A 21,612-nucleotide genomic window follows, 5' to 3' on the forward strand; every position below is an offset into this window, starting at 1 on the left:
TTTGCTCTGCCCGACTGCCACCACGCGCCATGGATCGAATCGACGCGATGAAGGTTTTCATCGCCGCCCTCGACGAAAACAGCCTCGCGGGCGCGGGACGCCGGCTCGGCCGTTCGCCCGCCGCGGTGAGCCGCGCCATTGCGTTCCTCGAAGCCCATACCGGCACGCCCTTGCTGTACCGCACCACGCGCACGCTCAAGCTGAGCGAGGCAGGGGAGCGCTACGCGCTGGCCTGCCGGCGCATTCTCGCGGACCTCGAAGAAGCCGACATGCTGGTTGCCGACGAACGCTCGGCGCCGCGCGGACTGCTCACGCTGACGGGGCCGGTCGCCGCCGGCGAGGACGTGCTGCGCCCGCTGCTGGACGAGTTCATCGACCGTCACCCCGAGGTATCGGCGCGTCTGCAACTGCTCGACCGTCCGGTCAGCCTGATCGACGAGGGCGTCGACGTGGCGCTGCGTTTCGCGCATCTCGCCGACTCGACGCTCGTGGCGGTCCCCATCGGCGAGGTGCGGCGCGTGGTGGTGGCTTCGCCGGACTATCTGGCGGCGCATCCCGCCATCCGGGATCCCGCCGATCTCGCCGGGCACCCCATCATCTCCATGACGCACTTCGGGCTCGACTCGTGGAGTTTTCCCACCGCCGGCAAAGCCGCCATCCCGCAGGTGGTCCAGTTCGCGCCGCGCCTGACCGTCAATACGATTCGTGGCGCGGTAGCGTCGGCGCTGGCCGGTCACGGCCTCACGCGGGTCTTTTCCTACCACGTGGCCGAGCATGTCAGGTCCGGCGCGCTGAAGATCGTGTTGCGCGACGCCGAGCACGCGCCGCTGCCGATCCATCTGCTGACCCCGCAGGGGCGGCTCTCGGTGCCGAAGGTGCGCGCGTTCGTCGATTTCGCGACGCCGCGCCTGCGCGCGCACTTCGCCCGGCTGCAACGCATCACGGACCGCGATTGAATCGAGCTACGGAAGAATGACTTCCGTACGTCGGTGATTCTCTCTATTGGCGCATCAATCTAGACTCGCTTTCATCGACGACGAGCGCCCTCGCGGTGCTTTTTGCATGGAAAGGCGAGATGCAGTCCACAGCACCGAATTCCCCCGCATCCCCCGCTCAAGACCGGCACGGCACGGGGAGCGCGCGATGAATCAGCTTGCTTCCTCCACGCCGGGCGCGGCTTCGGCTTCCACTGCCGTTTCCGCTGCCGTCTCCAGTTATGTCGAGCGCAACGCGAATTACTGGCGCCGCAATCTGGCCGTTTGCGTATTCGGCTCGTTTACCACATTGGTCAGCCTCAGCATGCTGCTGCCGTTCCTGCCGCTGTACGTGAGGCAGCTTGGCGTGAGCTCGCAGTCGGCGGTGATCCAGTGGTCGGGCGTCGCGTTCAGCGCGACCTTTCTCGGCACGGCCGTCACGGCGCCGGTCTGGGGGCGCCTCGCGGACCGCTTCGGCCGCAAGCCCATGCTCGTGCGCGCGGCCATCGGCATGGCGATCGTGATGTCGCTAATCGGACTCGCGCACAACGTGTACGAACTCGTCGGCCTGCGGCTCGTCGCCGGGCTCGTGGGCGGCTACGCCTCCGCCTCGACCGTCATGATCGGCACCCAGGCGCCGCGCGAGCGCGCCGGCTGGGCGCTCGGCATCCTCTCGACAGGAGCGCTCGCGGGCAATCTCGTCGGGCCGCTCATCGGCGGTTTGTTGCCGGGGTGGATCGGCATACGTGGAACGTTCTTTGCGGGCGGCGCCGTGATCGCCCTGGCCGCGCTGCTGACGATGGCCGTGGTGCGCGAGGACTTTCATCCGGGCCGCGACGGACGGGCCCGCGCGGGCGGGGCGAGCGCCGGGTCGCAGCACGCCGCGCATCGCGCCACGCGCCGCGCCGCCGTGGCCGCGATCCTCGTGACCGCCATGATGGTACTGCTCGCCAATATGTCGATCGAGCCGATCATCACGGTCTATATCGGCGGCCTTGGCGTGAACGCCGGGCATCTGGCGCGCACCGCCGGGCTCGTCATGGCGTGCTCGGCGCTCGGGAGCATGCTGACGGCGTCGCGGCTCGGGGCGCTGGCCGACCGCATCGGTAGCTGGAATGTCATCATCGGGTGCCTGCTGGCGACCGCGCTCGCCATGGTGCCTCAGGCCTGGGTCACGCACTGGTGGCAACTGGCCGCGCTGCGCGTGGCGATGGGCATGTCGCTCGCCGGTCTGCTGCCTTCCATCGGCAAGCTCGCGCGGCAGTCGGTGGACGAACGCGCGACCGGGCAGATGCTCGGCTATCTGCAGTCCGCGCAATTCAGCGGCCAGGTGTTCGGGCCGCTGGTGGGCGGCGTGATAGGCGTGCACCTCGGGCTGCACTCGGTGTTTTACGTAACGGCGGCGCTGCTGGCCACCTGCGCCGCACTCGCGCACTGGGCGCGCGGACGTTGAATGAATCGGGCCTTTTGTTTTGCGGAGAGAGGAAATGAGTCATGTATCCGGCAACGGCACGTTGCTGAACATACTGGGCATCGCGAAACCGATCATCCAGGCGCCGATGGCGGGCGTGACCACGCCCGAACTGGCTGCCGCCGTCTCCAACGCGGGCGGTCTCGGCTCGCTCGGTGTCGGCGCGATGAACGCCGAAAGCGCGCGCAAGACCATTCGCGCCACGCGCGCGCTCACGGACAAGCCGTTCAACATCAATGTGTTCTGCCATGAGCCGGCGCACGCCGACGCGGCGGTCGAGCAGGCATGGCGCGAGTGGCTCGCGCCCGCGTTCGCGCAGTTCGGCGCAACCCCGCCGGCTGCGCTCGGCGAAATCTACACGAGCTTCCTCGTGGACCGCGACATGCAGGCCATGCTCGTGGAAGAGCGGCCGGCTGTCGTCAGTTTCCACTTCGGGCTCCCGGCGGCGGAGACGATCGCGGAACTCCGGCGCGCCGGCATCAAACTGTTCGCCGCCGCGACGAATCTGGACGAAGCGCGCCAGGCCGAGGCTGCCGGCGTGGATGCGGTCGTGGCGCAAGGCATCGAAGCGGGCGGCCACCGCGGCGTATTCGATCCGGACGCCGCGGACGACCGCCTCGGCACCTTCGCGCTCACGCGCCTGCTGGTTCGCGCTCTGCGCGTGCCCGTGATCGCGGCCGGCGGCATCATGGACGGCGCGGGCATCGTCGCGGCGCTCGCACTGGGCGCGCAAGCCGCGCAACTCGGGACCGCGTTCGTCGCGTCGACCGAAACCTCGATCGACGAAGGCTACCGCCGCACGCTGCTCAGCGCGGCCGCGCAACGCACGACGTTCACGAAGGCCATCTCGGGACGCGTCGCGCGCAGCATGGTGAACCGCTTCACGGAACTCGGCGACGATCCGCGCGCGCCGAACTCGCCCGCCTATCCCATCGCCTACGACGCCGGCAAGGCGCTCCATGCGGCCGCGAAGGCCAGGGGAGAGTACGGCTATGGCGCACAATGGGCGGGACAGGCAGCCGCGCTGGCGCGTGCGCTGCCGGCGGCGGAACTCTTTGCGCAACTGGAGCACGAGATGCGCGCGTGTTTGAAGCAGATGCGGGATGTTCACGTCTGACGCGTCGCAACGGCAACCGCTTCCGCGCTCACCATTCATTCGATACACACGCTGGCGGCCACCGCGGCGAGCGTCACGCCCGCCGCGGTGAGCCGGTCGGTGGCGCGGCCCGAAGAGCGTCTTGGCGTGCGGCTCTTCGTGCGAATGCCGGTTCGCCTCCCCGCCGGATACACCGGGTGCTTACTGCTGAACCAGCGCGAGCACCCGCAGCGGGCTGCCCGAGCCCGCCTGAATCTTCAACGGCGCCGAAACGATAACGGTCCCCGTCGGCGGCAGTTGATCGAGATTCTTCAAGCACTGCAAACCATAACGGTTCGAACCGTGCATCAGCGTGTGGCACGGATACGGCGTCGGCCATGCATACGACTGTCCCGCATCGGTATTGATGGTCTCCACGCCGAAACCATGCACCTTGCGCTCGTGGATCAGCCATTCCACGGCTTCCTGCGTGGGGCCGGGCGTGTGTGCGCCATCTTCGTGCAGGTTGAGGAATTCGGCGGGGTCGGTGCGCTTCGACCAGTCCGAACGCAGGAGCACCCACGCGCCGGCCGGGATACGGCCGTGCTTCGCTTCCCATGCCTCGAGAAACGCGACGGTCAGCAGCCAGTCGGGATTCGCGGCGACTTCGGCGCTCGCGTCGAGCACGATCGCGGGCGCGATGAAGTTCTTCGCGTCGATCGTATCGACCGAGTTCTGCGCGTGGTCTTTGCCGGTGACCCAGTGCACGGGTGCGTCGAAGTGCGTACCGGTGTGCTCGCCGCACGAGAAGTTATTCCAGTACCAGCCAGGTCCCTGTTCGTCGTACTGGCTGATTGTTTCCATCCTGAACGCCCAGACCTGGCCGAATTGCGGCGGCAGTTGCAGCGCGGGAAATTCGGGCGAAAGCGTTTGCGTCAGGTCGACGACGCGCACACGGCCGCTCGCCAGATCGAAGGTTAGCTGTTCCAGACTGCTCGTCATGTTGCACTCCTTTTCACCGTCATGTCGACGCGATCGAACGCGCCACGTGGCCACAAAACGCGCCCCGCTTCCGGGGCATCGCTGAATTATCTTTAGGGTTAAAATAATCCATAATCATGGTTAACCCGTCTCGCTTGCCGCCCTGCTTACCTATGAGTCAGTCTCTTCAAGCCAGCTTTGTCGACGATTACACCCCGGCGCTCCTCGCGCAGGTCAGCCAGCTCATTTCCGGCGAATTCCACGTCATCGTGCAGGCCAGCGGATTCGAAGTCTCCGACTGGCGCGTGCTTTGCACCCTGGCCGATGGCGAGGCGATCAGCATCGGTCGCCTCGCGCAGATTTCGGTGACGAAGCAACCGACCGTGACGCGGCTGCTCGACCGCATGGAGGGGCAGGGCTACGTCAAACGCATCCCGCACGACACCGATCGGCGTGTGACGCTCGTACGCATCACGCCGCGCGGCCAACAGCTCGTTGCCTCGCTGATGGAGCAGGCCAAGGCGCACGAGGAACAGGTGCTGGCGCCGCTCGGCAAGAAGAAGGCCGAGGAACTGAAGGCGACGCTGCGGCTGCTCATCGAACTGCATCGGCCGCCGGCCTGAGCGGCAACGCAGCGGCAACCGCCTTGCACTGAACGTTCACACCGCGCGCGCGGCCACGACGGCACGCTCGATCGCCTCGCGCAGATCGTCCGGCACTGGAATCGCCTGATGGGTATCGAGCGAGGTCGTCACGATGGTCTGCCTTGCCGACATGCGCACCACGCCATCCACGCCCCGGCATTCCCACGCAAGCACAAGCGATTTGTTGCCGATGCGCTCGACTTCGAGCGAGAGCCACATTTCATCCCCCATCCTGCTGACGGCCTTGAAATCGACGTCCAGGTGTACGGTCGGCATGCCGACACTGCGCACGCCGATCACACCGTGATAACCCTCCGGCATCAACTCGTCGATCCACGATTCGATCAGGTCGTTGAAGAGTACGAAGTACTGTGGATAGAACACAATCCCGGCCGGGTCGCATTCGGAAAAATGGATCTTGTGCTTGCGGCGAAACGTTGGGGTTTCCATGCTCATGCTGTCCTTGCCCGCCGCTCAGGCCAGCGCGTGGCGGGTAAGCGCCGCGCGCAGCTTGTGGCCGTGCTCGTCGGCGAGGGCGGCGTCGCGCAACTCGCGCAAGGTCGCGGGCGCGAGCCGTGCGCCGGCCTTCGTGACGGCAGTCATGACGGTCTGATAGTTCTTCAGGCCGCGCGCGTGCGTATCGCTGTAGCCCTTCACGAGCCGCTGGCATTGTGCGACTTCGGTGGCAAGCGCCGGATTGTGCTGCGCGGATTCGACGATCTGCGCGAGCCACGCTTCGATACGCCTGTTTTCCAGTTCGTAGCGCAGCGTGCGGCGACGCATGCCTCGCAGGCTCGCGACGAAGGACAGCAGCAAATAGCCACGCAGCGAACTCGTCTGCACCACGCGCCCCGAATGCGTAAAGCGGCGCACGAGGCGATGCATCCAGTGCGGCTTTTCGAGCCAGCGGCCGAGACCCGCGGGCAGCGTCTCGCAGATCTCCTCGATGCGCGGATGCATGAAGTCGTTGATGGCCAGCAGTTGATCCGCCTGCGTATGCACCTCGCTACGCACGCGCTCGAAGCGCGAGCCGCGCGTCTTCAGGTCGGCCACGCGGATCGTGTCCTCGTACGACATCCACAGCGCGAGATGGCGCGCCGTTTCGCGCAGCAACGCGACGCCCGCCTCAGGCAGCGCGCGCCGCAGACCCGCCAGGCGGTCCAGATAGAACGCCGCATAGGCGGGGTCCTGATAATCGATCAGGCGGCGTACGCCTTCGATCGCAATCGGCTGGACTTCGGCGGGCAGTTCCTGCCGCACGCGTTCGAGAAGGCGCGCGACCGCGGGATCGCGCGGCGCTGGTGCGGCTTGTTCCGGCGCAGGTGCGTCGTGCCCCGCGTTCGCGTCGTCCCCGTTCACGCGGCCGTGGCCCAGATCGAAGGCGCGCAGGCTCGGCTTCACGCCCACGCCACCCCGTTCGATGGTCTCTTCGAACTGGCGGCGGCTGAACGGCAGGACGCCCGTGCCCGCCAGCGCGCCGAACAGCACCGCACTGATCACGCTGCCCGAAGCCTGCGCGGCTTCTGCCATGTCGAAGCGCACGAACCGCTTCGCGGCCTGTTCCGCATGGGCGATCAACGCTTCGCTGTCGACACGGCCGTCGCCCATCGCGGCCTTTTCCGCAATCGAATAGACACGGTGCGTGGAAGCGACGAGCGTGGTGCGCCCGGATGTCACGAGCCCGCGCTGCACGGCGCGGCCCGCTTCCATCAGCTCCGAGGCCATGACGACATCGACGTCACCCGGCGTGGGCATCAATGCAAGTATCGGCGTGCGGCTTTCCCCCGCCTCGCGCGCAAAGAGCTCGACGTAGTAGATCGTGGCGCCCGTACGTTGCGCCACGCCCGGTACGGACGTGGTCTGCGCGTAATAGCCGTTATGCTCGCCGAGATCGACGATCCAGTCGGCCAGCACGCCGCCGCCTTCGCCGCCCATGGCGAGGATCGCGATCTTGATGGGTTGAGCCTTCATTTCGGTTTCCTTCCGGTTCAGAACGCGTAGCGCGCGCGGCGCTGCGCGGCACGGCGTTGCAGCCAGCCGATCACGGCGTGGCGCATGCGCTGGCGAAGCTTGTCCATTCGTGTCGGATTGGACACGATTTGCGCGCGATAGAACGACGGGCACAACACCGCCGCATGCGAAACCTCGCCGCACAGCCCGCAGCCGACACAACTGTCGAGCACGCTCGCGACCGGGTCGGTGCGCAGCGGGTCGGGGTTCGGCTTGATCGAGAGGGAAGGGCAGCCGGATAGCCGGATACACGAGTGATCGCCCGTGCAGGTATCGGGGTCGACGCCGAAGCGCTCGCGCACCACGCGCTCGCCTGATTCGATGGCCTTGCGCTGCCTGGGCTTTTCGCGCCGCTGTTTATTCAGCATGCACTCGCTTTGCGCGATCAGCACTTTCGGGCCTTGCGTCGCCGTGGTCAACGCCTCCTTGAGCGTGGCCATCATCGTCTTCAGGTCGTAAGTTCTCCGCACTGTCCTGACCCAGTCCACGCCGACGCCGCGCACGGCCTGCTCGATCGCATGACCCGTGCTGCGCGCAGGATTGAGCGCCGTGGACGAGAGGATGTCCTGGCCGCCCGTGGCCGACGTATAGCTGTTGTCGACGACGATGGTCAGGTTGTCGCTCTTGTTGAACACGGCGTTTGCGATGCCGCTCGTGAGGCCGTTGTGCCAGAAGCCGCCGTCGCCCATCACCGAGATGGCGCGTTTTTCCGCCCTGGCATTGAGCGCCGCCGCGCTCGCGCTGCCGAGCCCATAGCCCATCGTCGTCGCACCGAGGTTGAACGGCGGCAGGATCGAGAAAAGATGGCAGCCGATGTCGGCACTCACGTGGTGAGGCCCGAGTTCGCGCTCGACGAGCTTCATGGCCGTGAAGATCGGCCGCTCGGGACAGCCCGTACAGAAGCCGGGCGGACGGGCGTGGACGGTCTCGTCGAGCGAAGCGGGAGGCGCCGCCGTATCGGCATCGGCCGGAACGGCCTTCACCGGAATGATCTTGCGTGGCGCGGGTTGCGGTTCGAGCACGCCATAGCGTTCGAAGAACGCGCGCAGGCCCTTCATGACCGTTGCGGCGTTGTACTCGCCGGCAAGCGGCAGCACGTCCTTGCCGTGCAGCGCCGCCTCCACGCCGCGCTGGCGCAGAATCGCGCTTGCGTTCTGCTCGACGAAGTTCGGCTGTCCTTCCTCGATCACCAGCACCGCGCGCTTGCCCGCGCAGAAGCGCTCCCATTCGGAATCGACGAGCGGGTAGGCCACGTTCATCACGTAGAGCGGAATCTGCGATTCGCCATAGACGTCGGCAAGCCCGAGCCGTTCGAGCGCGCGCAGCACGGTGTTGTAGCTGCCGCCCTGCACGGCGATGCCGATATCGCTCGCATCCGCAGAGAAGAATTCGTTGAGCCCACGCGCTTCGATGAATTGCACGGCCGCCGGCCAGCGCTCCTCGATCTTTTCGCGCTCGTGCAGAAAGCTGGCCGGCGGCAGCACGATGCGGTTGACGTCGCGGCTCGGATTTTCGAGCGCGTCCTGGATCGTGAACGTCGAGCGCCGGTTGTCCGACGCCACGAACTGGCCGTGCACGTGGCAGGCACGAATGCGCAGTTGCAACATCACGGGCGTGTGGCTCGCTTCGGAAAGCTCGAAGCCGTCCTTCACAGCCTGCACGATGGCGGGCAGGTTCGGACGCGGATCGAGCAGCCAGATCTGCGACTTCATCGCAAACGCATGGCTGCGCTCCTGCATGATCGAGGAGCCTTCGCCGTAGTCCTCGCCGACGATGATGAGCGCGCCGCCGGTCACGCCGCCCGAGGCGAGATTCGCCAGCGCGTCCGAGGCGACGTTCGTGCCGACCGTCGCCTTGAACGTCACGGCGCCGCGCAGCGGATAGTTGACGGACGCGGCCAGCGAGGCAGCCGCCGTCGCTTCGCTCGCGCTGTTCTCGAAGCGGATGCCGTGGTCGCCAAGGATGTCGCGGGCGTCGGCGAGCACGTCCATCAGATGCGAGATCGGCGCGCCCTGGTAGCCGGCCACATAGGCCACGCCCGATTCGAGCAACGCCTTCGTGACAGCGAGGATGCCCTCGCCGCTGAATACCTCGCCAGCGCCGAGGCGCAGCTTCTTCACTTCCTCGACAAACGACCGCTCAGCCATGTTCGTCCTTTCTCGTGAGACACGCGGGGCGCACGACGGCGCCTCGTCAGGGGTGAGGCCAGTATAGTTTAAATATAAACATTTCCAAAATCATAGTTATCCCTGAAGTTGTCCCTGAAGTTGTCCCGGAAACCGGCTTGCTGGCGTGGGTCGACCGGTCACTCTGCCGCCGCGAGCGCCGTGTACTGACCCCGCCAGTACACGAGCGGATGCGGCACGGCGTCGTCGCGCACCACGCCGCATACGCGGCCGATGACGAGAAGGTGGCCATGACGCGCGATCAGCTCCTCGACCTCGCAGTCCAGCGCCGCGGCGCTGCTCGACAGCAGCGGTGCGCCGCCGTGCGTCATCTGGATCCACTCGTCGTCGCCGTAGCGCGCTGCGCCCTGTTCGCCGCGAAAGCCCGTAAAGCGCTCGGCGATCGCACGTTGTTCCGCACGCAGCAGATTCACGCCGAAGCGACGGGTGCGTTCGAGCAGTTGCGCCGAAGAGCTCGTCGCTTTCATCGACGCCACCACCATCGGCGGCTCGGCCGAGAACGACGAGACGGACGTGGCCGTGAAGCCGCTGCGCTCGTTTCCGTCGGCAACGGTCACGACACAGACCGCGCCGGCGAAACCGCGCATTGCCTGCACGAAGCGGTTGCTGAGCGTTGCACTGCGATCAGGCTGCACGGCGTGCTTCACGCGGGCTGCGCAGCCCGTGTGCCTCCAGGATAGGCAACACCGTGTCGCGGAAGTACGGGAACTCCTTCACATAGTCGACGAACGAGAGCGTCGTGCCCTTGAAACCGGCCTCGGCCAGCGAAATCAGGCCGGCCGCGACCTGCTGCGGCGTACCGACGAGAGGGAAGCCGCCGTGCCCGGCCGCCATGCGGTCGCGGATCAACGCGAGCAGGTCGTGCGGGAACGACTGGGCGTTCGCGAACTGCAGCGCGACCAGATTGTCGACCGCCCCCCAGTCCGCGTGGTCTTGCGCGAAATACTGGAGGTACTGGCGCGCTTCTTCTTCGGTCGGCCGGCAGACCACGTGCGAGAACGTCAGCACGTTCACGGGCTTGCCCGCGTCGACCGCCTTCTGTTTGAGCGCCGCGACTTCGGCACGCGAGCGTTCGAGATCGATGGCGGGCGTAAACAGAAAGTTCGCATTGCCGATGGCGAAGTCGCGTCCCTCGCCCGAGCCCGCCGCGTTCAGAATAGGCGGGCGTTCGCCATTCCATGGACGCGGCAGGCCGTAGACGTTCTTCAACTGGAAATGCTCGCCTTCCCAGTTGAACGGGCCTTCGTGCGTCCAGATCTTCTGCACGACGTCGAACCATTCCTGGGCATACGCATAGCGCTTGTCGTGACCGGCGGCGAGCGGCAGCCCGAGTGCCTCGTATTCGGGGCGGTTCCAGCCCGCGACGATATTCAGGCCCGCACGGCCGGCGCCGATCTGGTCGAGCGTCGCGATCTGCTTGGCCACCACGACAGGGTGGTTCGCCGCCGTGTGGATCGTCGCGAACACCGTGAGACGGCGCGTTTTCGCCAGCAGTCCTGCCGCCCACGTCATGGTCTCCAGCACCGAGCCGTGGAAGTCCGTCTCGCCGCCGTAGCCGATCCAGCGGGCGATGGGCAGCATGAAGTCGATCCCCGCTTCGTCGAGCATGAGCGCGAGCTTCTCGTTGTTCTCCCACGAGTTGTCCCAGCGCTCGCCGATCTTCGTCACCGACATGCCGCCCGAGCAGTTCGTCGCAAACGTCCCCAGAATGAAATCCCTGGTGTCCAGAATTCGTCTCATCTCAGTCCTCGCGCAGTAAAATTTGCTTCCATGACGGACCGCCTTGCGGCAGCCTGTTTCCTTTACGCCATCAACGGCGTGACCCTCGACAGCCCGATTCCGCAATGACCGAACAATCACGCAGAACCCAGAAAAAGAGCGCTACGGCAGAGCACCGCTGGCACCTCGCAAAGGACGAATTCGGCGTCGAGATCACCGACCTCGAATACGCCGTCATGCGGCTCGACCAGTCGTTCTCGCGCTGGCAGTCCGAGTGCATGGCCGCCGTGACGGGCACGACGCTGAGCGGTCAGGAGAACGCACTGCTGCACGTCATCCACATGCACGAGCGGCCCAAGACCATTCGCGACCTGCTGCACCTGACCAACCGGCAGGACGTCGCTAATATGCAGTACGAACTACGCAAGCTGATCAAGACCGGCTTCGTCGAGAAATACGGCTCGGCGCGTACCGGCGTGTACTACATCGCAACCGCGGAAGGCGCGCGCGTGTGCGAAGCGTATGCGCGCCTGCGCGAAACGGTGCTGCTCAAGCTGGCCGAGGCCACGGCGGGCATCCGGTCCGCGGCGAAAGAAGCCACGGCATGTCTCGAACGGATGGAGCGCGTCTACGAATCCTCTACGCGCGAGGTCGCGACGTTCCACCGGCGGCGACCGACCAGCGTTGAATAGAATTTCACATAGAATTTCTATTTGATTGAATGCTAGCGTGGTCATTTTCCGGCGGCAACCGAAGTTTCCCTGGGTTCCATGAGCACGAGGCGCCGCGGATGCGGCGAGATTTAGGGCAGGCTAGACAGCTTTCCGCGGCCAAAAATCGCGATCTATCCATTTAGCGCAGACGCGGCGGGTTGCCTGTCCCGTTCCCGCAAGCGCGTGAGACGGGGTTTTCCGCGCTTTTGACGCGAATTTCGAACGTATACAGTGGCGTCATCGCCGGAATACGATGCGCGAGTCATTGCCTCCCGCGCCCTCCGGCCTCTTCGCAAACCCGATGAGGAAGGATCCGCCATGCCGCCTGCCTCTTTGCTGATCGAGCCGGTCTCGCTGCGTCGATACCGGTACTTCGAGTCCAACGACGTGGACGACACGCGCCAGCGCATCGCCACGGTGCTGCAGCCGCACCGCCTGATGCCGGGCGTCGCGCGCTCCGGCCAGTCGGCGCACATGAACTACGTGCGCATCGACGGCCTCGCGTTCGGCACGATCGGCTACGCGGGCGCCATGGGCGTCGACGCCGGCGAGATCGAGGATTACTACCTCGCGATCCTGAGCCTGAGCGGCTATGCGGACGTAAGCGTCGGCGGCCGGCGCATGATCGTCGGCCCGACCCAGGGCGTGCTCGTGGGGCCGTCCACCCGCTTTTGCGGCACGTTTTCCGGCGACTGCGAGCAGTTCTTCGTGCGCATCGACAAGCGCACGGTGCAGGCGCACACGGGCTATGACCAGTTGCAGATGGAGCCAGCGCTGGACCTCACGCGCCCCGAGCTCGCGCCGTGGCTTGCGCAGTTGCGCATGCTGGCCGCTTCGCCGGAGACCATCGCGCTCGCGCAGCGCGACGCGCGCGTCGCCGCCGGACTGGAGGGGCTCGTCGTCACGCTGCTGCTGGCCGGGCAGCCTCATCGCCTCGTGTCGAGCCCGGTGGCAGCGGCTGTCCCGCGCACGGTCAAGCGCGCCCAGGCCTTCATCGCCGAACATGCGTGCGAGCCGATCACGCTCGCCGAGATTGCCGCAGCGGCGGGCGTGCCCGTCCGCACGCTGCTCGACGGCTTCCAGCGGTTTTCGCACGCAAGCCCGATGCAGTTCGTGCGCGAGTCGCGGCTGGAGCGCGCCCGCGAGCGCCTGCTGGCCGCGCGCGAGGCCGAACGCGTCGCCGATATCGCGCTTGGCTGCGGCTTTGCGAACCTTGGCCGCTTCGCGCTCGCGTACCGCGAGAAGTTCGGCGAATCGCCTTCGGATACGCTGCGCCGGGTTCGCCGGCGGTCTGCCTGAGGTTCCCCCGAGACTGGCCCGATTTCCTGCGCGTGCCGGCCACGCGCTGCGATTCGCGGATATTCACGGCCATTGCGCGGCCATACAGTCTATCCGTACGCGCATCTCGCGCGCGAAGGGCGGGTGCCTCGTCCTCGGTCTGCAATTTCACCCTGTAAGGAATCGGCATGACTCTTACTGCTGCAACGCTATCCGGCCTCGTTCGGCCGGACAGCGTCAACAAGCGTGTCTACACCGACCCCGAGATCTTCGATCTGGAAATGGAGCGGATTTATGGTCGAGCCTGGATCTACGTCGGTCATGAAAGCCAGGTCAAGGCGCCTGGCGACTATCACGCCACGCGCATTGGCGATCAGGATGTCGTGATGGTCCGTGCCGCAGACGGGCAGGTTCATGTTCTCTACAACCGGTGCGCGCACAAGGGCGCGAAGATCGTCCCCGACGGGGGCGGTTGCGCCGGCAAGTTCTTCCGCTGTCCTTATCACGCGTGGACGTTCAGGCTCGACGGCACGCACCTCTCGGCGCCGCTGCGCAACGGCCTGCAGGATACCGGCTTCGATCCGGCGCATCCGGATTTTTCGATGCGCCGGGTCGCCCGTGTCGAGAACTATCGCGGCTTCGTGTTCGCAAGCCAGGCCGCGGAGGGGCCGGACCTGAAAACGTTTCTCAATGGCGTGGCCTCGTCGATCGACAATCTGTGCGATCGCTCGCCGGTTGGCGAAGTCGAAGTCGCGGGCGGGGTGTTCCGCGTCTTGCAGCGCTCGAACTGGAAGATCTTCTACGAGAATCTGCACGACACGATGCACGCGCGCGTCACGCACGAATCGTCGGTCGTTTCCGCGCGCTCGCAGGCGCAGGAACTGGGCGCGAAGCCGTTCGAACTGCTAATCATGGACGGCAACGGCGAGCCCTACGAGTTCTGGGAAAAACTCGAACTGCGCGCCTACGAGTACGGGCACGGCTACATGGAAGGCATCTTCGACCCAGCGGCGGCCAATCGCGACCCGGTTTCGAATGCGCATTTCACGACGTTGGCCGCGGCCCGCGGCGACGAACTCGCGCGGCAGATTCTCGGCATGAACCGTCACAACACGGTGATCTACGGCAGCGGTTCGCCGCACACCGTATTCCAGCAGTTTCGCGTGATCCGTCCGCTTGCAGTGGACAAAACGCTCGTCGAAATCCAGGTATTCCGCCTGAAGGGCGCGCCCGAAGCCGTGTTCGACCGCGCGCTCACGTACGCAAACGTGATCAACTCGCCTTCGTCGAACGTCATGCCCGACGACGTCGAAGTCTACGCACGCTGCCAGGAAGGCAACCAGACGCGCGGCGGCGACTGGGTCAGCCTGCATCGCTACGCGGGCACGGATCGCGCCGTGGAGGACGGCTTCGTGTCGCTCAACGGCACGAGCGAATTGCCCATGCGCAACCAGTTCGCCGCATGGAAGCGCTTCATGATCGACGAAACCGGACAGAACCGCGGAGACGCCTGATGCTGCACGACCCGACCTTCGACGTTTCGACCGCGGCGGCCGGCTCCGTCGCGCCGGGCCCGCTGGACACAACCCTGCGGGCCGAAGCCGAGCAGTTCCTCTATCGCGAGGCGCGCCTGCTCGATACGCGCGCCTTCGACGCCTGGCTCGACCTCTTCACGCCGGACGGCATGTACTGGGTCCCGCACGAACCGGGGCAGGCGAGCCCGCACGATCACATCTCGCTCTTCTGGGAGGACGCGACGCTGCGCCAGGTCCGCGCGCGCCGCGTGACCCATGCTCGCAACTGGTCGCAGCAGCCGGCCACGCGCACGGCGCGGCTGATCGGCAACGTGATGATCGAGGGGCGCGATACGGCCGGGCGGCTGATCGTGCACTCCACGCTGCTCGTCAACGAGTGGCGGCTCGGTCAGCGCACGCTCGCGGGCCTCGTCACGCACAAGATCGACACCGGCGACGACTGGAAGATCTATCTGAAGCGCATCGACCTCGTCAATTCCACCGACGCGCTCGCGAACCTGGAGGTGTTCCTGTGACGGCGGTCTCGCTCGCGCGCACCGCGGTGATCGCGCTGCACTATCAGAACGATGTGGTCGATCCGGGCGGCCAGATCCGGGTGGGTTTCGACGGGGCGCAATCGGAGCGCGCAGCCGTGCTGGGTGCTGCGCGCTCGCTGCTCGAACGCGCGCGCCGACGCGAACTGCCGCTGATCCACATCCGCATTGCGTTTCGCGCGGACTACGCGGACCTGCTGCGCAACGCGCCGATCTTCGCGCGAACCGCCGAACTGGGCGCGCTGCGCGAGGGGACGTGGGGCGCCCAGTTCTACCCGGGGCTCGAACCCGATCCCGCGCGCGCCCTCGACTACGTGCTCCATCATCGGCGCACGAGCGGCTTTATCGGCACGCCGCTCGAACAACTGCTCGCGGCGCACGACGTGCGTCATCTGGTGGTCGCCGGCGTCGCCACGCATTCGACGGTCGAGATGACCGTGCGTCACGCGGTCGATCTCGGCTATACCGCGGCCGTCGCCGCCGATGCCTGCGCGTGCGCGGACCCGCGCCAGCACGATGCGTCGCTCGAATCGATGCGGCTTGTTGCGACGATCTCGACTGTCGCCGATATCTTTGGCAATGGCGATGCCAGGGAGACCTCATGAACTCAGGCTCGCGTTCCGAAGCGCCACGCAGGGGCATGGGCTGTCTCGACGGCAAGGTCGCCATCGTCACGGGCGCGGCGCAGGGCATAGGCGCCGATATCGCGCGCGGCCTGGCGAATGAGGGCGCCGCGGTGCTGATCGCTGGGCTCGGCGCCGAGGCGGGCCGTGCGGTCGCGGCGTCGATCGGCGGCGCGGCGCGCTTCGTCGAAACCGACGTCACCGACGACGCCGCGCTCGACCGCGCGATCGAAGCCGCGATCGGCACGTTCGGCGGGCTCGATATCGTCGTCAACAATGCGTGCAGCTATGACGACGCCGGCCTTGCCTCGACACGCGAGCAATGGCTCCGCCTGCTCGACGTGAACCTCGTTTCAGCCGCCATCCTCGCCTGGAAAGCCGTGCCGCATCTGCGGCGCGACGGCGTGATCGTCAATCTCGGCAGCACCGGCGGAAAGTTCGGCGCGGCGGGCAGGGCGCTTTATCCGGCCTCGAAAGCCGCGCTGCTCCAGCTCACGCGCAACCTGGCCATGGAGTTGGGCCCGCGCGGCCTGCGCGCCGTGAGCGTTTCGCCAGGCTGGACGTGGTCGCCCTCGCTCGAACGCCTGGCCAGCGGCTCGATCGCGCTCGCCGATCGTGTCGGCCAGCCGCTCCATCCGCTTGGGCGCGTGGGGCGCGGCGAGGAGATTGCGCGCGTGGTCGCGTTTCTCTGCTCGGCGAACGCCTCGTGGATCTCGGGCGTCGATGTGCCCGTGGACGGCGGTTTTTCGAGCCTCGGCCCCGATCAGGGCGTCTCGCCGCGCGACTGGTTCGCGCGGCAGCCGTGACGTGAGGCCGGTGAACGTGCTAACCGTGCTGCGCGCGTGCCTTGCGCAGCGTATCGGAAGGCGATTCGCCGAAGCGTTCGCGATAGGCCTTCGCAAAGCGCCCCAGATTGACGAAGCCGCAGGCGAGCGCGACATCGGCCACCCGCTCGCACTCGCCCGCGTGCCTCAATCGCTCGTGCGAGTGCTCCATGCGCACGTCGCGCACGCGCTGCATCGGGCTTGTCTCGCGAAATACCTTGAAATTGTGCAGCAGCGTGCGCACCGGCACGCCGGCCGCGTCCGCAATGTCCCTCACGCGCAGCGGCTCGAGCGCATGCTCGGCGATATAGGCCTCCGCGCGACGCAAGGCTCTCGGCACGCTAACCCATTCGCGGCCTGGCGGCAGCGCGTCGTTCGGCTGGCCCGCGAGCAGCAGCGTCACGATGAGCCGTTCCAGCTCGACGGCGACGCGGCTGTCGCGCTGCGCGAGCTGCACGGTCTCCGGCGAGGCGGCGAGCGCCGCGAGCTGAACCACGAGCGGCGCGAGCGCACGGCTCGAAAGATCGATCGCGCTGGCAAAACGCAGTTGCGCGTGGCCCGAGTGGGCGAGCAGGGCATCGCGATTGATGCGCAGGAAGTATTGCTCGCTATGGTCTGAAAAGGTGCCGGAGAAGTGCGTGCGCGGCCCGACCAGGATCCCCTGCGACTGGCCGACGATCATGCGCTGCGTGCCCACCGTCACGTCGCCATAGCCCTTCGGGGCCAGAATCAGCAGGTAATAGTCGTCGACCTCGCCCGCATCGACGTTCATCGTGCTCGCATAGCCGATCGAGCCGAACGACAGGTTGCCGAACGACGCGCAGTTGACGTAGGCGTGCAGGCCGTGGCGCAACCGGCCGGGCAGTAGCCGGTGCGGCTGCAGCACGCGCGAGACGCGCTCGCGGGTGTCCTCCAGATCGGACGACTCGAACAGACGGTAGCGGTTCAGCCACGACGATTCGAGCGTGGACGTAATCGGCAGCATGGGGCGCTCGCGGACGGGAATATTCGCGTCATTCCTTTAAGCCTAAAGCATATCCGCGCGGAAAGCGAGTCGAAATTCGCGTTTGCCCGGGGTGGGCGGGCAACCGTCCCGGCGCGCGGCCGCTGCGCAATTCGGCCTCCTTGCTGCGCAAACCGGCTAGCCCGCCGGATATTGCCCTTCAACAATGGCCCCGTCCCGGTGGGCCCAGTGGGGCGCTGAGCTCGGCGCGGGCGGAGACCAATAATTTTTCGCACGGAGATCTGAATGAGTGAAACCGATCTGAGTTCCGCGATCGAGGACCATGCGCTCGAACGCGTACCCGACCACGCGCGCCAGGGCTGGCTCGCCCTTTCATGGAACACCGCCGGCATCGTAACGACACTCGTGCAGCTCTTTCTCGGCGCGCTCGTCACGTTCGTCGCCGGCTTCAAGATCGCGCTCGCGGCCGGCGCCTGCGTGACCATCGTGGGCGCGCTGCTCGGCTGGGCTTGCGGCCATGTCGCCTACCGCTCGGGCCTGTCGAGCACGGTCCTGTCCCGTCATTTCGGCTTTGGCAGGAAAGGCTCGGTAATCTCGTCGCTGATCTTCGCGTTCATGATCATCGGCTTTCTCGCGCTCGAAAACGCGCTGCTCTATCGCGGCTTCGTGTTCTACTTCCACCTCGCCGATACGGTGACGACGCGTGTCGTAATCTACGGACTCCTCTCGGCTGTCTGGGTGCTGCTCACGGCCTATGGCTTCACGCTCGTCGCCCGCGTTTCGTCGATCACGCTCGTGGCGTTCCTGGCCGTGCTGGCGTACATCACCTATGTCGTCGTTGCGGGCGCGCCGCATAGCGGGGCGGACCTGCTCGCGTTCGGCTCGCAGTTTCCGCCCCAGGTGCTGGCGGGCATGGGCGCGAGCACCGACATCGGCAAGTTCGTCTTCTGCGTGAACGTGCTGATCGGATCGGCCGGCGCACTTGCGCTCGTCGACGCCGACCTTGGCCGCTACGCGCGCAGCTCGCGCGACATCGGCGTGGCCGCGCTGATCGGCAACCTGATGATGGACATCGCCATGCTGAGCCTTGGCGGCATCATCATGTACGCAGGCATTCCGGCGCTGATCGACTTCTACGTCCACACCGAGGGGATGACGCGCGAAGCGGCTGCGCAGGCCGCGCTGCAAAGCCCCGACAGCATCACGGCGGCATTCGTCGTGTTCGGCGGTGCGTTCGGCGCGCTCCTGATGGTGCTCGCGCAAAGCAAGGCGCAAGTCATCAACACGTATAGCGCCTCGCTTTCGCTCTCGAATCTCTTCGACGCCTTCAACTGGCGCCCGGGCCGCCTGATGTTCGTGATCCTCGCGAACGTGATCGGCCTCCTGATGCTCTACGGCCAGATCCTTGCGCTCGTCAACTCGTGGATCACGATTCTCGGCGTGTTGACCACCGCTTTTGCGGGCGTGATCGTGGCGGACTTCTTTATCGTGCGGCGGGTCACGGGTGCGGGCGTGGCCGATGCCGGCAACTTCGGCGATAGCGAGACCGTCAACTGGGCGGGCGTCATCACGGCAATCGTCGCAGTGCTGCTCTCGCATTACGTGCTGAACCGCTTCGTGCCGGTCGAATTCTTTTCTACGCTGATTCTGTGCGTCGTGCTTTATCCCGCACTGCGACTGACCGTGTTCAGGCCGGTCGCCGCGCTCGGCGGCGCGCGCAGCCTGCCGTGAGCCTCGTCGCCTCGACACGAACCTGGAGACAACCATGCAGAACACCTTGCCTGGACTGATGCACGTCGATCACGTCGCGCTCACCGTACCCGATCTCGACGAAGGCGTGCGCTTCTATCGCGACGTGCTGGGCGCCATCGAGCTGTACCGTCTCGGACCGTTCGATGCGCGCGAATTGCCGCGCACTGCCGACGGGCGCGACTGGACGCTCGCCCATCTGAACGTGGAGGGCGCGCGCCTTACGCTCGCCATGCTCGCGCTCGGCAAGAACCTGATGCTCGAGTTGTTCCGCTACGAGCTGCCCGCCGACGCGCGCACCGATCCGCGCCGCAATTGCGATCTCGGCGCGAGCCATATTGCGCTGAAGGTCGCAGACCTCGACGCCGCGCTGGCCTTCCTGCGCGCACGTGGCGTCGCCGTGATGGACGGCCCGATCGTGATCGACGAGGGCCCCTGCGCGGGCCTGCGCGTGAACTATTTCCTCGATCCGTTCGGCAACCAGTGGGAGCTGGTCGAGTACGGACACCTGCCGTTCATGGACGGCACCGACGCGCCGCTCTACGCGCGCGCCGTGCAACACGGCTAAACAGGAGGGTAGATGGGGGACGAAGCAGACGTCATCGTGGTCGGCAGCGGCATGAATTCGCTCGTGTGCGCGGGTTTGCTCGCGCGCCGCGGCAAGCGCGTGCTCGTGATCGAGCGCAACGCACAACCGGGCGGCTGTATCCGCACGGAGGAACTGTTCGACGGCTACCTCCACGACGTGATGTCGTCCTGGTATCCGCTATTCGTTGGCAGTCCCGGCTATGCCGAGCTCAAGGACGAACTGCATGCGGCGGGGCTCGAGTTCGCGCAGGGCGACTACTCGACAGGCATCGTGACGCCGGACGGCCGCTCGCTAGCATTCCGCCAGGACGTGGCCGACACGGCTGCGCGCCTCGACGCGCACTGCACCGGCGACGGCGCGGCGTTCGCGGCCGCCGCCGAACGCCTGTTCGGCGCCGATGCGGCGCTCACGTTCGGACTGCTTGGCAATAATCCGTATAGCTGGCCGATGCTTAAGCTCCTGTGGAGCGAGTGGCGTCGGCGCGGAGTCGACGGACTCGCGGCATTTGGCGCGCAGTCGCTCGAAAGCTTTCGACGCTGGGGCATGCGCGAGCTGCGTTCCGGTCTCGCCCGCGCCGCCATCGCGCCGTGGACGCTGCACACGGGCCTCGGCCCCGACGACGCGAGCTCGGCGCTCATCGGCAAGCTCACGTTCGCGGCCGTCGTGGCGGGCGGCATGCCGGTGGTGAAAGGCGGCAGCGCGAATATCGTCAAGGCGTTCCGCGCGGTGATCGAGCGTCACGGCGGGCGCTTTCTGCTCGGCACGCATGTCGAGCGTGTGCTGATCGAAAAAAACCGGGCTGTCGGCGTGATCGCCAACGGCGCCGCACTGCGCGCGCGAGAGGCGGTAGTGTGCAACGTGACGCCCGCGCAGCTCTACAACGGCCTGTTGCCCGACGCGCCGGGCGCATGGCGCGAGCGGGCAAGCGCCTATCGCTTCGGGCGAGGCGACATGCAGATTCACTTCGCGCTCTCGTCGCCACCCGACTGGTGCGACCCGGAGCTGGCGAAGGTACCGCTCGTGCATCTCACGGAAAGCATGGAGACCGTCTGCATGTCGGTCACCGAAGCCAACAACGGCCTCATCCCGGCACGGCCGACCATCGCGATCGGCCAGCCGACGGCGGTCGATCCGGGGCGCGCACCCGAAGGCGGGGCGATCCTGTGGCTGCAGATGCAGGAGATGCCGTCGCGCCTGGCAGGCGACGCGGCCGGCGAGATCGACGTACCCGCTGACGGCCGCTGGACCGAGGCGGTACGCGAACGTGTAGCGGATCGTATTCAGAGCCGGCTCGAACGCGTCATGCCGGGGCTTGCCGCGAAGATCGTCGGGCGGCGCGCCTGTTCGCCCGCCGATCTGGAGGGGATGAACTGCAATCTCGTGGGCGGTGATCCGTACTCGGGCGTGTGCTCGCCGGATCAGTTTTTCTGGCTGCGCCCGTTCGCGGGTGCGAAGGGCGCTCGCGGGCATGACACGCCTTATGCGGGGCTTTACCAGATCGGGGCGTCGACGCATCCGGGGCCGGGGCTGGGGGGCGGGTCGGGGTGGCTTGCGGCGAACCGGTTGAGTCGGGCGGGTTGAGGGGAGGGGGACGCACGGTGTTTGTGGGGGCTTGGGGGAAGTGACTGTGCGGGAGGAAAGGCAACACGGTCAACGGATGCAACGCAACCCGCGTAGTACAGCGCGTTGTGCTTAAAGAAGTGAAATCCCAGGGCATCAGCCTGCCGAAACACGCGCACCGCGA

Annotated in this window: 20 protein-coding genes and 1 pseudogene; 14 read left to right on the top strand and 7 right to left on the bottom strand. The window is 66.5% G+C overall.

All coding sequences use genetic code 11. The features are described from left to right. Nucleotides 1-29: 29 nt before the first annotated feature. From V8683_RS13025 to V8683_RS13040, 4 genes and pseudogenes are all read left to right on the top strand, one after another. The gene (locus V8683_RS13025) at nucleotides 30-956 is read left to right on the top strand and encodes a LysR family transcriptional regulator (protein ID WP_411190922.1); all 927 of its coding nucleotides are present in this window, start codon (nucleotides 30-32) and stop codon (nucleotides 954-956) included. A gap of 187 nt (nucleotides 957-1,143) precedes the next feature. Further along, nucleotides 1,144-2,427: an MFS transporter gene (locus V8683_RS13030; RefSeq protein WP_411190921.1), complete on the top strand. Its 1,284-nt coding sequence runs from the start codon at nucleotides 1,144-1,146 to the stop codon at nucleotides 2,425-2,427. Between the two features lie 34 nt (nucleotides 2,428-2,461). Next, entirely contained in the window at nucleotides 2,462-3,562 is a 1,101-nt protein-coding gene (locus V8683_RS13035; RefSeq protein WP_411190919.1) for an NAD(P)H-dependent flavin oxidoreductase, read from the top strand. Nucleotides 3,563-3,610: 48 nt separating this feature from the next. Beyond that, nucleotides 3,611-3,706: pseudogene (locus V8683_RS13040) on the top strand (LysR family transcriptional regulator); the annotation flags it as partial. A 36-nt stretch (nucleotides 3,707-3,742) separates the two neighbouring features. On the opposite strand, the gene V8683_RS13045 reads toward V8683_RS13040, so the two are convergent. After that, the gene (locus V8683_RS13045) at nucleotides 3,743-4,522 is read right to left on the bottom strand and encodes a cyclase family protein (protein ID WP_411190917.1); all 780 of its coding nucleotides are present in this window, start codon (nucleotides 4,520-4,522) and stop codon (nucleotides 3,743-3,745) included. A gap of 152 nt (nucleotides 4,523-4,674) precedes the next feature. Here V8683_RS13045 and V8683_RS13050 point away from each other — a divergent pair, with 152 nt between their 5' ends. Continuing rightward, entirely contained in the window at nucleotides 4,675-5,124 is a 450-nt protein-coding gene (locus V8683_RS13050) for a MarR family winged helix-turn-helix transcriptional regulator (RefSeq protein ID WP_411190915.1), read from the top strand. 36 nt (nucleotides 5,125-5,160) lie between these two features. Here the strand turns inward: V8683_RS13050 and V8683_RS13055 are convergent, their stop codons facing one another. From V8683_RS13055 to V8683_RS13075, 5 genes are all read right to left on the bottom strand, one after another. Then, complete coding sequence (locus V8683_RS13055) at nucleotides 5,161-5,595, bottom strand: acyl-CoA thioesterase (protein WP_411190914.1); 435 nt, start codon at nucleotides 5,593-5,595, stop codon at nucleotides 5,161-5,163. A 24-nt stretch (nucleotides 5,596-5,619) separates the two neighbouring features. Beyond that, nucleotides 5,620-7,116 carry an indolepyruvate oxidoreductase subunit beta family protein gene (locus V8683_RS13060; protein WP_411190912.1) on the bottom strand — a complete coding sequence of 499 codons (1,497 nt, stop codon included), beginning with the start codon at nucleotides 7,114-7,116 and terminating at the stop codon, nucleotides 5,620-5,622. 17 nt (nucleotides 7,117-7,133) lie between these two features. Beyond that, on the bottom strand, nucleotides 7,134-9,302 hold the full coding sequence (locus tag V8683_RS13065) for a thiamine pyrophosphate-dependent enzyme (RefSeq protein WP_411190911.1): 2,169 nt from the start codon (nucleotides 9,300-9,302) through the stop codon (nucleotides 7,134-7,136). Between the two features lie 158 nt (nucleotides 9,303-9,460). Next, nucleotides 9,461-9,988 carry a flavin reductase family protein gene (locus V8683_RS13070; RefSeq protein WP_411190910.1) on the bottom strand — a complete coding sequence of 176 codons (528 nt, stop codon included), beginning with the start codon at nucleotides 9,986-9,988 and terminating at the stop codon, nucleotides 9,461-9,463. Continuing rightward, nucleotides 9,966-11,081 carry an LLM class flavin-dependent oxidoreductase gene (locus V8683_RS13075; RefSeq protein WP_411190908.1) on the bottom strand — a complete coding sequence of 372 codons (1,116 nt, stop codon included), beginning with the start codon at nucleotides 11,079-11,081 and terminating at the stop codon, nucleotides 9,966-9,968. The genes V8683_RS13070 and V8683_RS13075 overlap by 23 nt, the downstream gene beginning before the upstream one ends. 104 nt (nucleotides 11,082-11,185) lie before the next feature. On the opposite strand from V8683_RS13075, the gene V8683_RS13080 reads away from it, so the two are divergent. From V8683_RS13080 to V8683_RS13105, 6 genes are all read left to right on the top strand, one after another. Next, nucleotides 11,186-11,752, top strand: coding sequence for a winged helix DNA-binding protein (locus V8683_RS13080; protein WP_411190907.1), 567 nt, complete (start codon nucleotides 11,186-11,188; stop codon nucleotides 11,750-11,752). Between the two features lie 339 nt (nucleotides 11,753-12,091). Then, nucleotides 12,092-13,072 carry an anthranilate 1,2-dioxygenase regulatory protein AndR gene (gene andR, locus V8683_RS13085; RefSeq protein WP_411190906.1) on the top strand — a complete coding sequence of 327 codons (981 nt, stop codon included), beginning with the start codon at nucleotides 12,092-12,094 and terminating at the stop codon, nucleotides 13,070-13,072. Between the two features lie 167 nt (nucleotides 13,073-13,239). Then, on the top strand, nucleotides 13,240-14,565 hold the full coding sequence (locus V8683_RS13090; RefSeq protein WP_411190904.1) for an aromatic ring-hydroxylating dioxygenase subunit alpha: 1,326 nt from the start codon (nucleotides 13,240-13,242) through the stop codon (nucleotides 14,563-14,565). Further along, nucleotides 14,565-15,101: an aromatic-ring-hydroxylating dioxygenase subunit beta gene (locus tag V8683_RS13095; RefSeq protein ID WP_411190902.1), complete on the top strand. Its 537-nt coding sequence runs from the start codon at nucleotides 14,565-14,567 to the stop codon at nucleotides 15,099-15,101. Before V8683_RS13090 ends, V8683_RS13095 begins: the two co-directional genes overlap by 1 nt. After that, on the top strand, nucleotides 15,098-15,724 hold the full coding sequence (locus tag V8683_RS13100; RefSeq protein WP_411190901.1) for a cysteine hydrolase family protein: 627 nt from the start codon (nucleotides 15,098-15,100) through the stop codon (nucleotides 15,722-15,724). Before V8683_RS13095 ends, V8683_RS13100 begins: the two co-directional genes overlap by 4 nt. After that, nucleotides 15,721-16,548: an SDR family oxidoreductase gene (locus V8683_RS13105; RefSeq protein WP_411190899.1), complete on the top strand. Its 828-nt coding sequence runs from the start codon at nucleotides 15,721-15,723 to the stop codon at nucleotides 16,546-16,548. Before V8683_RS13100 ends, V8683_RS13105 begins: the two co-directional genes overlap by 4 nt. 19 nt (nucleotides 16,549-16,567) lie before the next feature. Here V8683_RS13105 and V8683_RS13110 read toward each other — a convergent pair whose 3' ends face one another. Beyond that, on the bottom strand, nucleotides 16,568-17,551 hold the full coding sequence (locus V8683_RS13110) for an AraC family transcriptional regulator (protein ID WP_411190897.1): 984 nt from the start codon (nucleotides 17,549-17,551) through the stop codon (nucleotides 16,568-16,570). 264 nt (nucleotides 17,552-17,815) lie between these two features. Between V8683_RS13110 and V8683_RS13115 the strand changes: the two genes are divergently transcribed. Genes V8683_RS13115 through V8683_RS13125 form a run of 3 tightly spaced genes read left to right on the top strand, consistent with a single transcriptional unit; the run spans nucleotide 17,816 to nucleotide 21,449 of the window. Then, nucleotides 17,816-19,261: a purine-cytosine permease family protein gene (locus V8683_RS13115; RefSeq protein ID WP_411190895.1), complete on the top strand. Its 1,446-nt coding sequence runs from the start codon at nucleotides 17,816-17,818 to the stop codon at nucleotides 19,259-19,261. Between the two features lie 34 nt (nucleotides 19,262-19,295). Beyond that, nucleotides 19,296-19,847: a VOC family protein gene (locus tag V8683_RS13120; protein WP_411190894.1), complete on the top strand. Its 552-nt coding sequence runs from the start codon at nucleotides 19,296-19,298 to the stop codon at nucleotides 19,845-19,847. A gap of 12 nt (nucleotides 19,848-19,859) precedes the next feature. Further along, nucleotides 19,860-21,449 carry a phytoene desaturase family protein gene (locus tag V8683_RS13125; RefSeq protein ID WP_411190893.1) on the top strand — a complete coding sequence of 530 codons (1,590 nt, stop codon included), beginning with the start codon at nucleotides 19,860-19,862 and terminating at the stop codon, nucleotides 21,447-21,449. The last annotated feature ends 163 nt before the right edge of the window (nucleotides 21,450-21,612 follow it).

This window comes from Paraburkholderia sp. AV2 (genome assembly GCF_054968425.1).

Bases quoted from the DNA above. Each gene is read 5' to 3' on its own strand.
- V8683_RS13025 (WP_411190922.1), top strand. From the start codon at position 30: ATGGATCGAATCGACGCGATGAAGGTTTTCATCGCCGCCCTCGACGAA.
- V8683_RS13030 (WP_411190921.1), top strand. From the start codon at position 1,144: ATGAATCAGCTTGCTTCCTCCACGCCGGGCGCGGCTTCGGCTTCCACT.
- V8683_RS13035 (WP_411190919.1), top strand. From the start codon at position 2,462: ATGAGTCATGTATCCGGCAACGGCACGTTGCTGAACATACTGGGCATC.
- V8683_RS13045 (WP_411190917.1), bottom strand. From the start codon at position 4,522: ATGACGAGCAGTCTGGAACAGCTAACCTTCGATCTGGCGAGCGGCCGT.
- V8683_RS13050 (WP_411190915.1), top strand. From the start codon at position 4,675: ATGAGTCAGTCTCTTCAAGCCAGCTTTGTCGACGATTACACCCCGGCG.
- V8683_RS13055 (WP_411190914.1), bottom strand. From the start codon at position 5,595: ATGGAAACCCCAACGTTTCGCCGCAAGCACAAGATCCATTTTTCCGAA.
- V8683_RS13060 (WP_411190912.1), bottom strand. From the start codon at position 7,116: ATGAAGGCTCAACCCATCAAGATCGCGATCCTCGCCATGGGCGGCGAA.
- V8683_RS13065 (WP_411190911.1), bottom strand. From the start codon at position 9,302: ATGGCTGAGCGGTCGTTTGTCGAGGAAGTGAAGAAGCTGCGCCTCGGC.
- V8683_RS13075 (WP_411190908.1), bottom strand. From the start codon at position 11,081: ATGAGACGAATTCTGGACACCAGGGATTTCATTCTGGGGACGTTTGCG.
- V8683_RS13080 (WP_411190907.1), top strand. From the start codon at position 11,186: ATGACCGAACAATCACGCAGAACCCAGAAAAAGAGCGCTACGGCAGAG.
- andR (WP_411190906.1), top strand. From the start codon at position 12,092: ATGCCGCCTGCCTCTTTGCTGATCGAGCCGGTCTCGCTGCGTCGATAC.
- V8683_RS13090 (WP_411190904.1), top strand. From the start codon at position 13,240: ATGACTCTTACTGCTGCAACGCTATCCGGCCTCGTTCGGCCGGACAGC.
- V8683_RS13095 (WP_411190902.1), top strand. From the start codon at position 14,565: ATGCTGCACGACCCGACCTTCGACGTTTCGACCGCGGCGGCCGGCTCC.
- V8683_RS13105 (WP_411190899.1), top strand. From the start codon at position 15,721: ATGAACTCAGGCTCGCGTTCCGAAGCGCCACGCAGGGGCATGGGCTGT.
- V8683_RS13110 (WP_411190897.1), bottom strand. From the start codon at position 17,551: ATGCTGCCGATTACGTCCACGCTCGAATCGTCGTGGCTGAACCGCTAC.
- V8683_RS13115 (WP_411190895.1), top strand. From the start codon at position 17,816: ATGAGTGAAACCGATCTGAGTTCCGCGATCGAGGACCATGCGCTCGAA.
- V8683_RS13120 (WP_411190894.1), top strand. From the start codon at position 19,296: ATGCAGAACACCTTGCCTGGACTGATGCACGTCGATCACGTCGCGCTC.
- V8683_RS13125 (WP_411190893.1), top strand. From the start codon at position 19,860: ATGGGGGACGAAGCAGACGTCATCGTGGTCGGCAGCGGCATGAATTCG.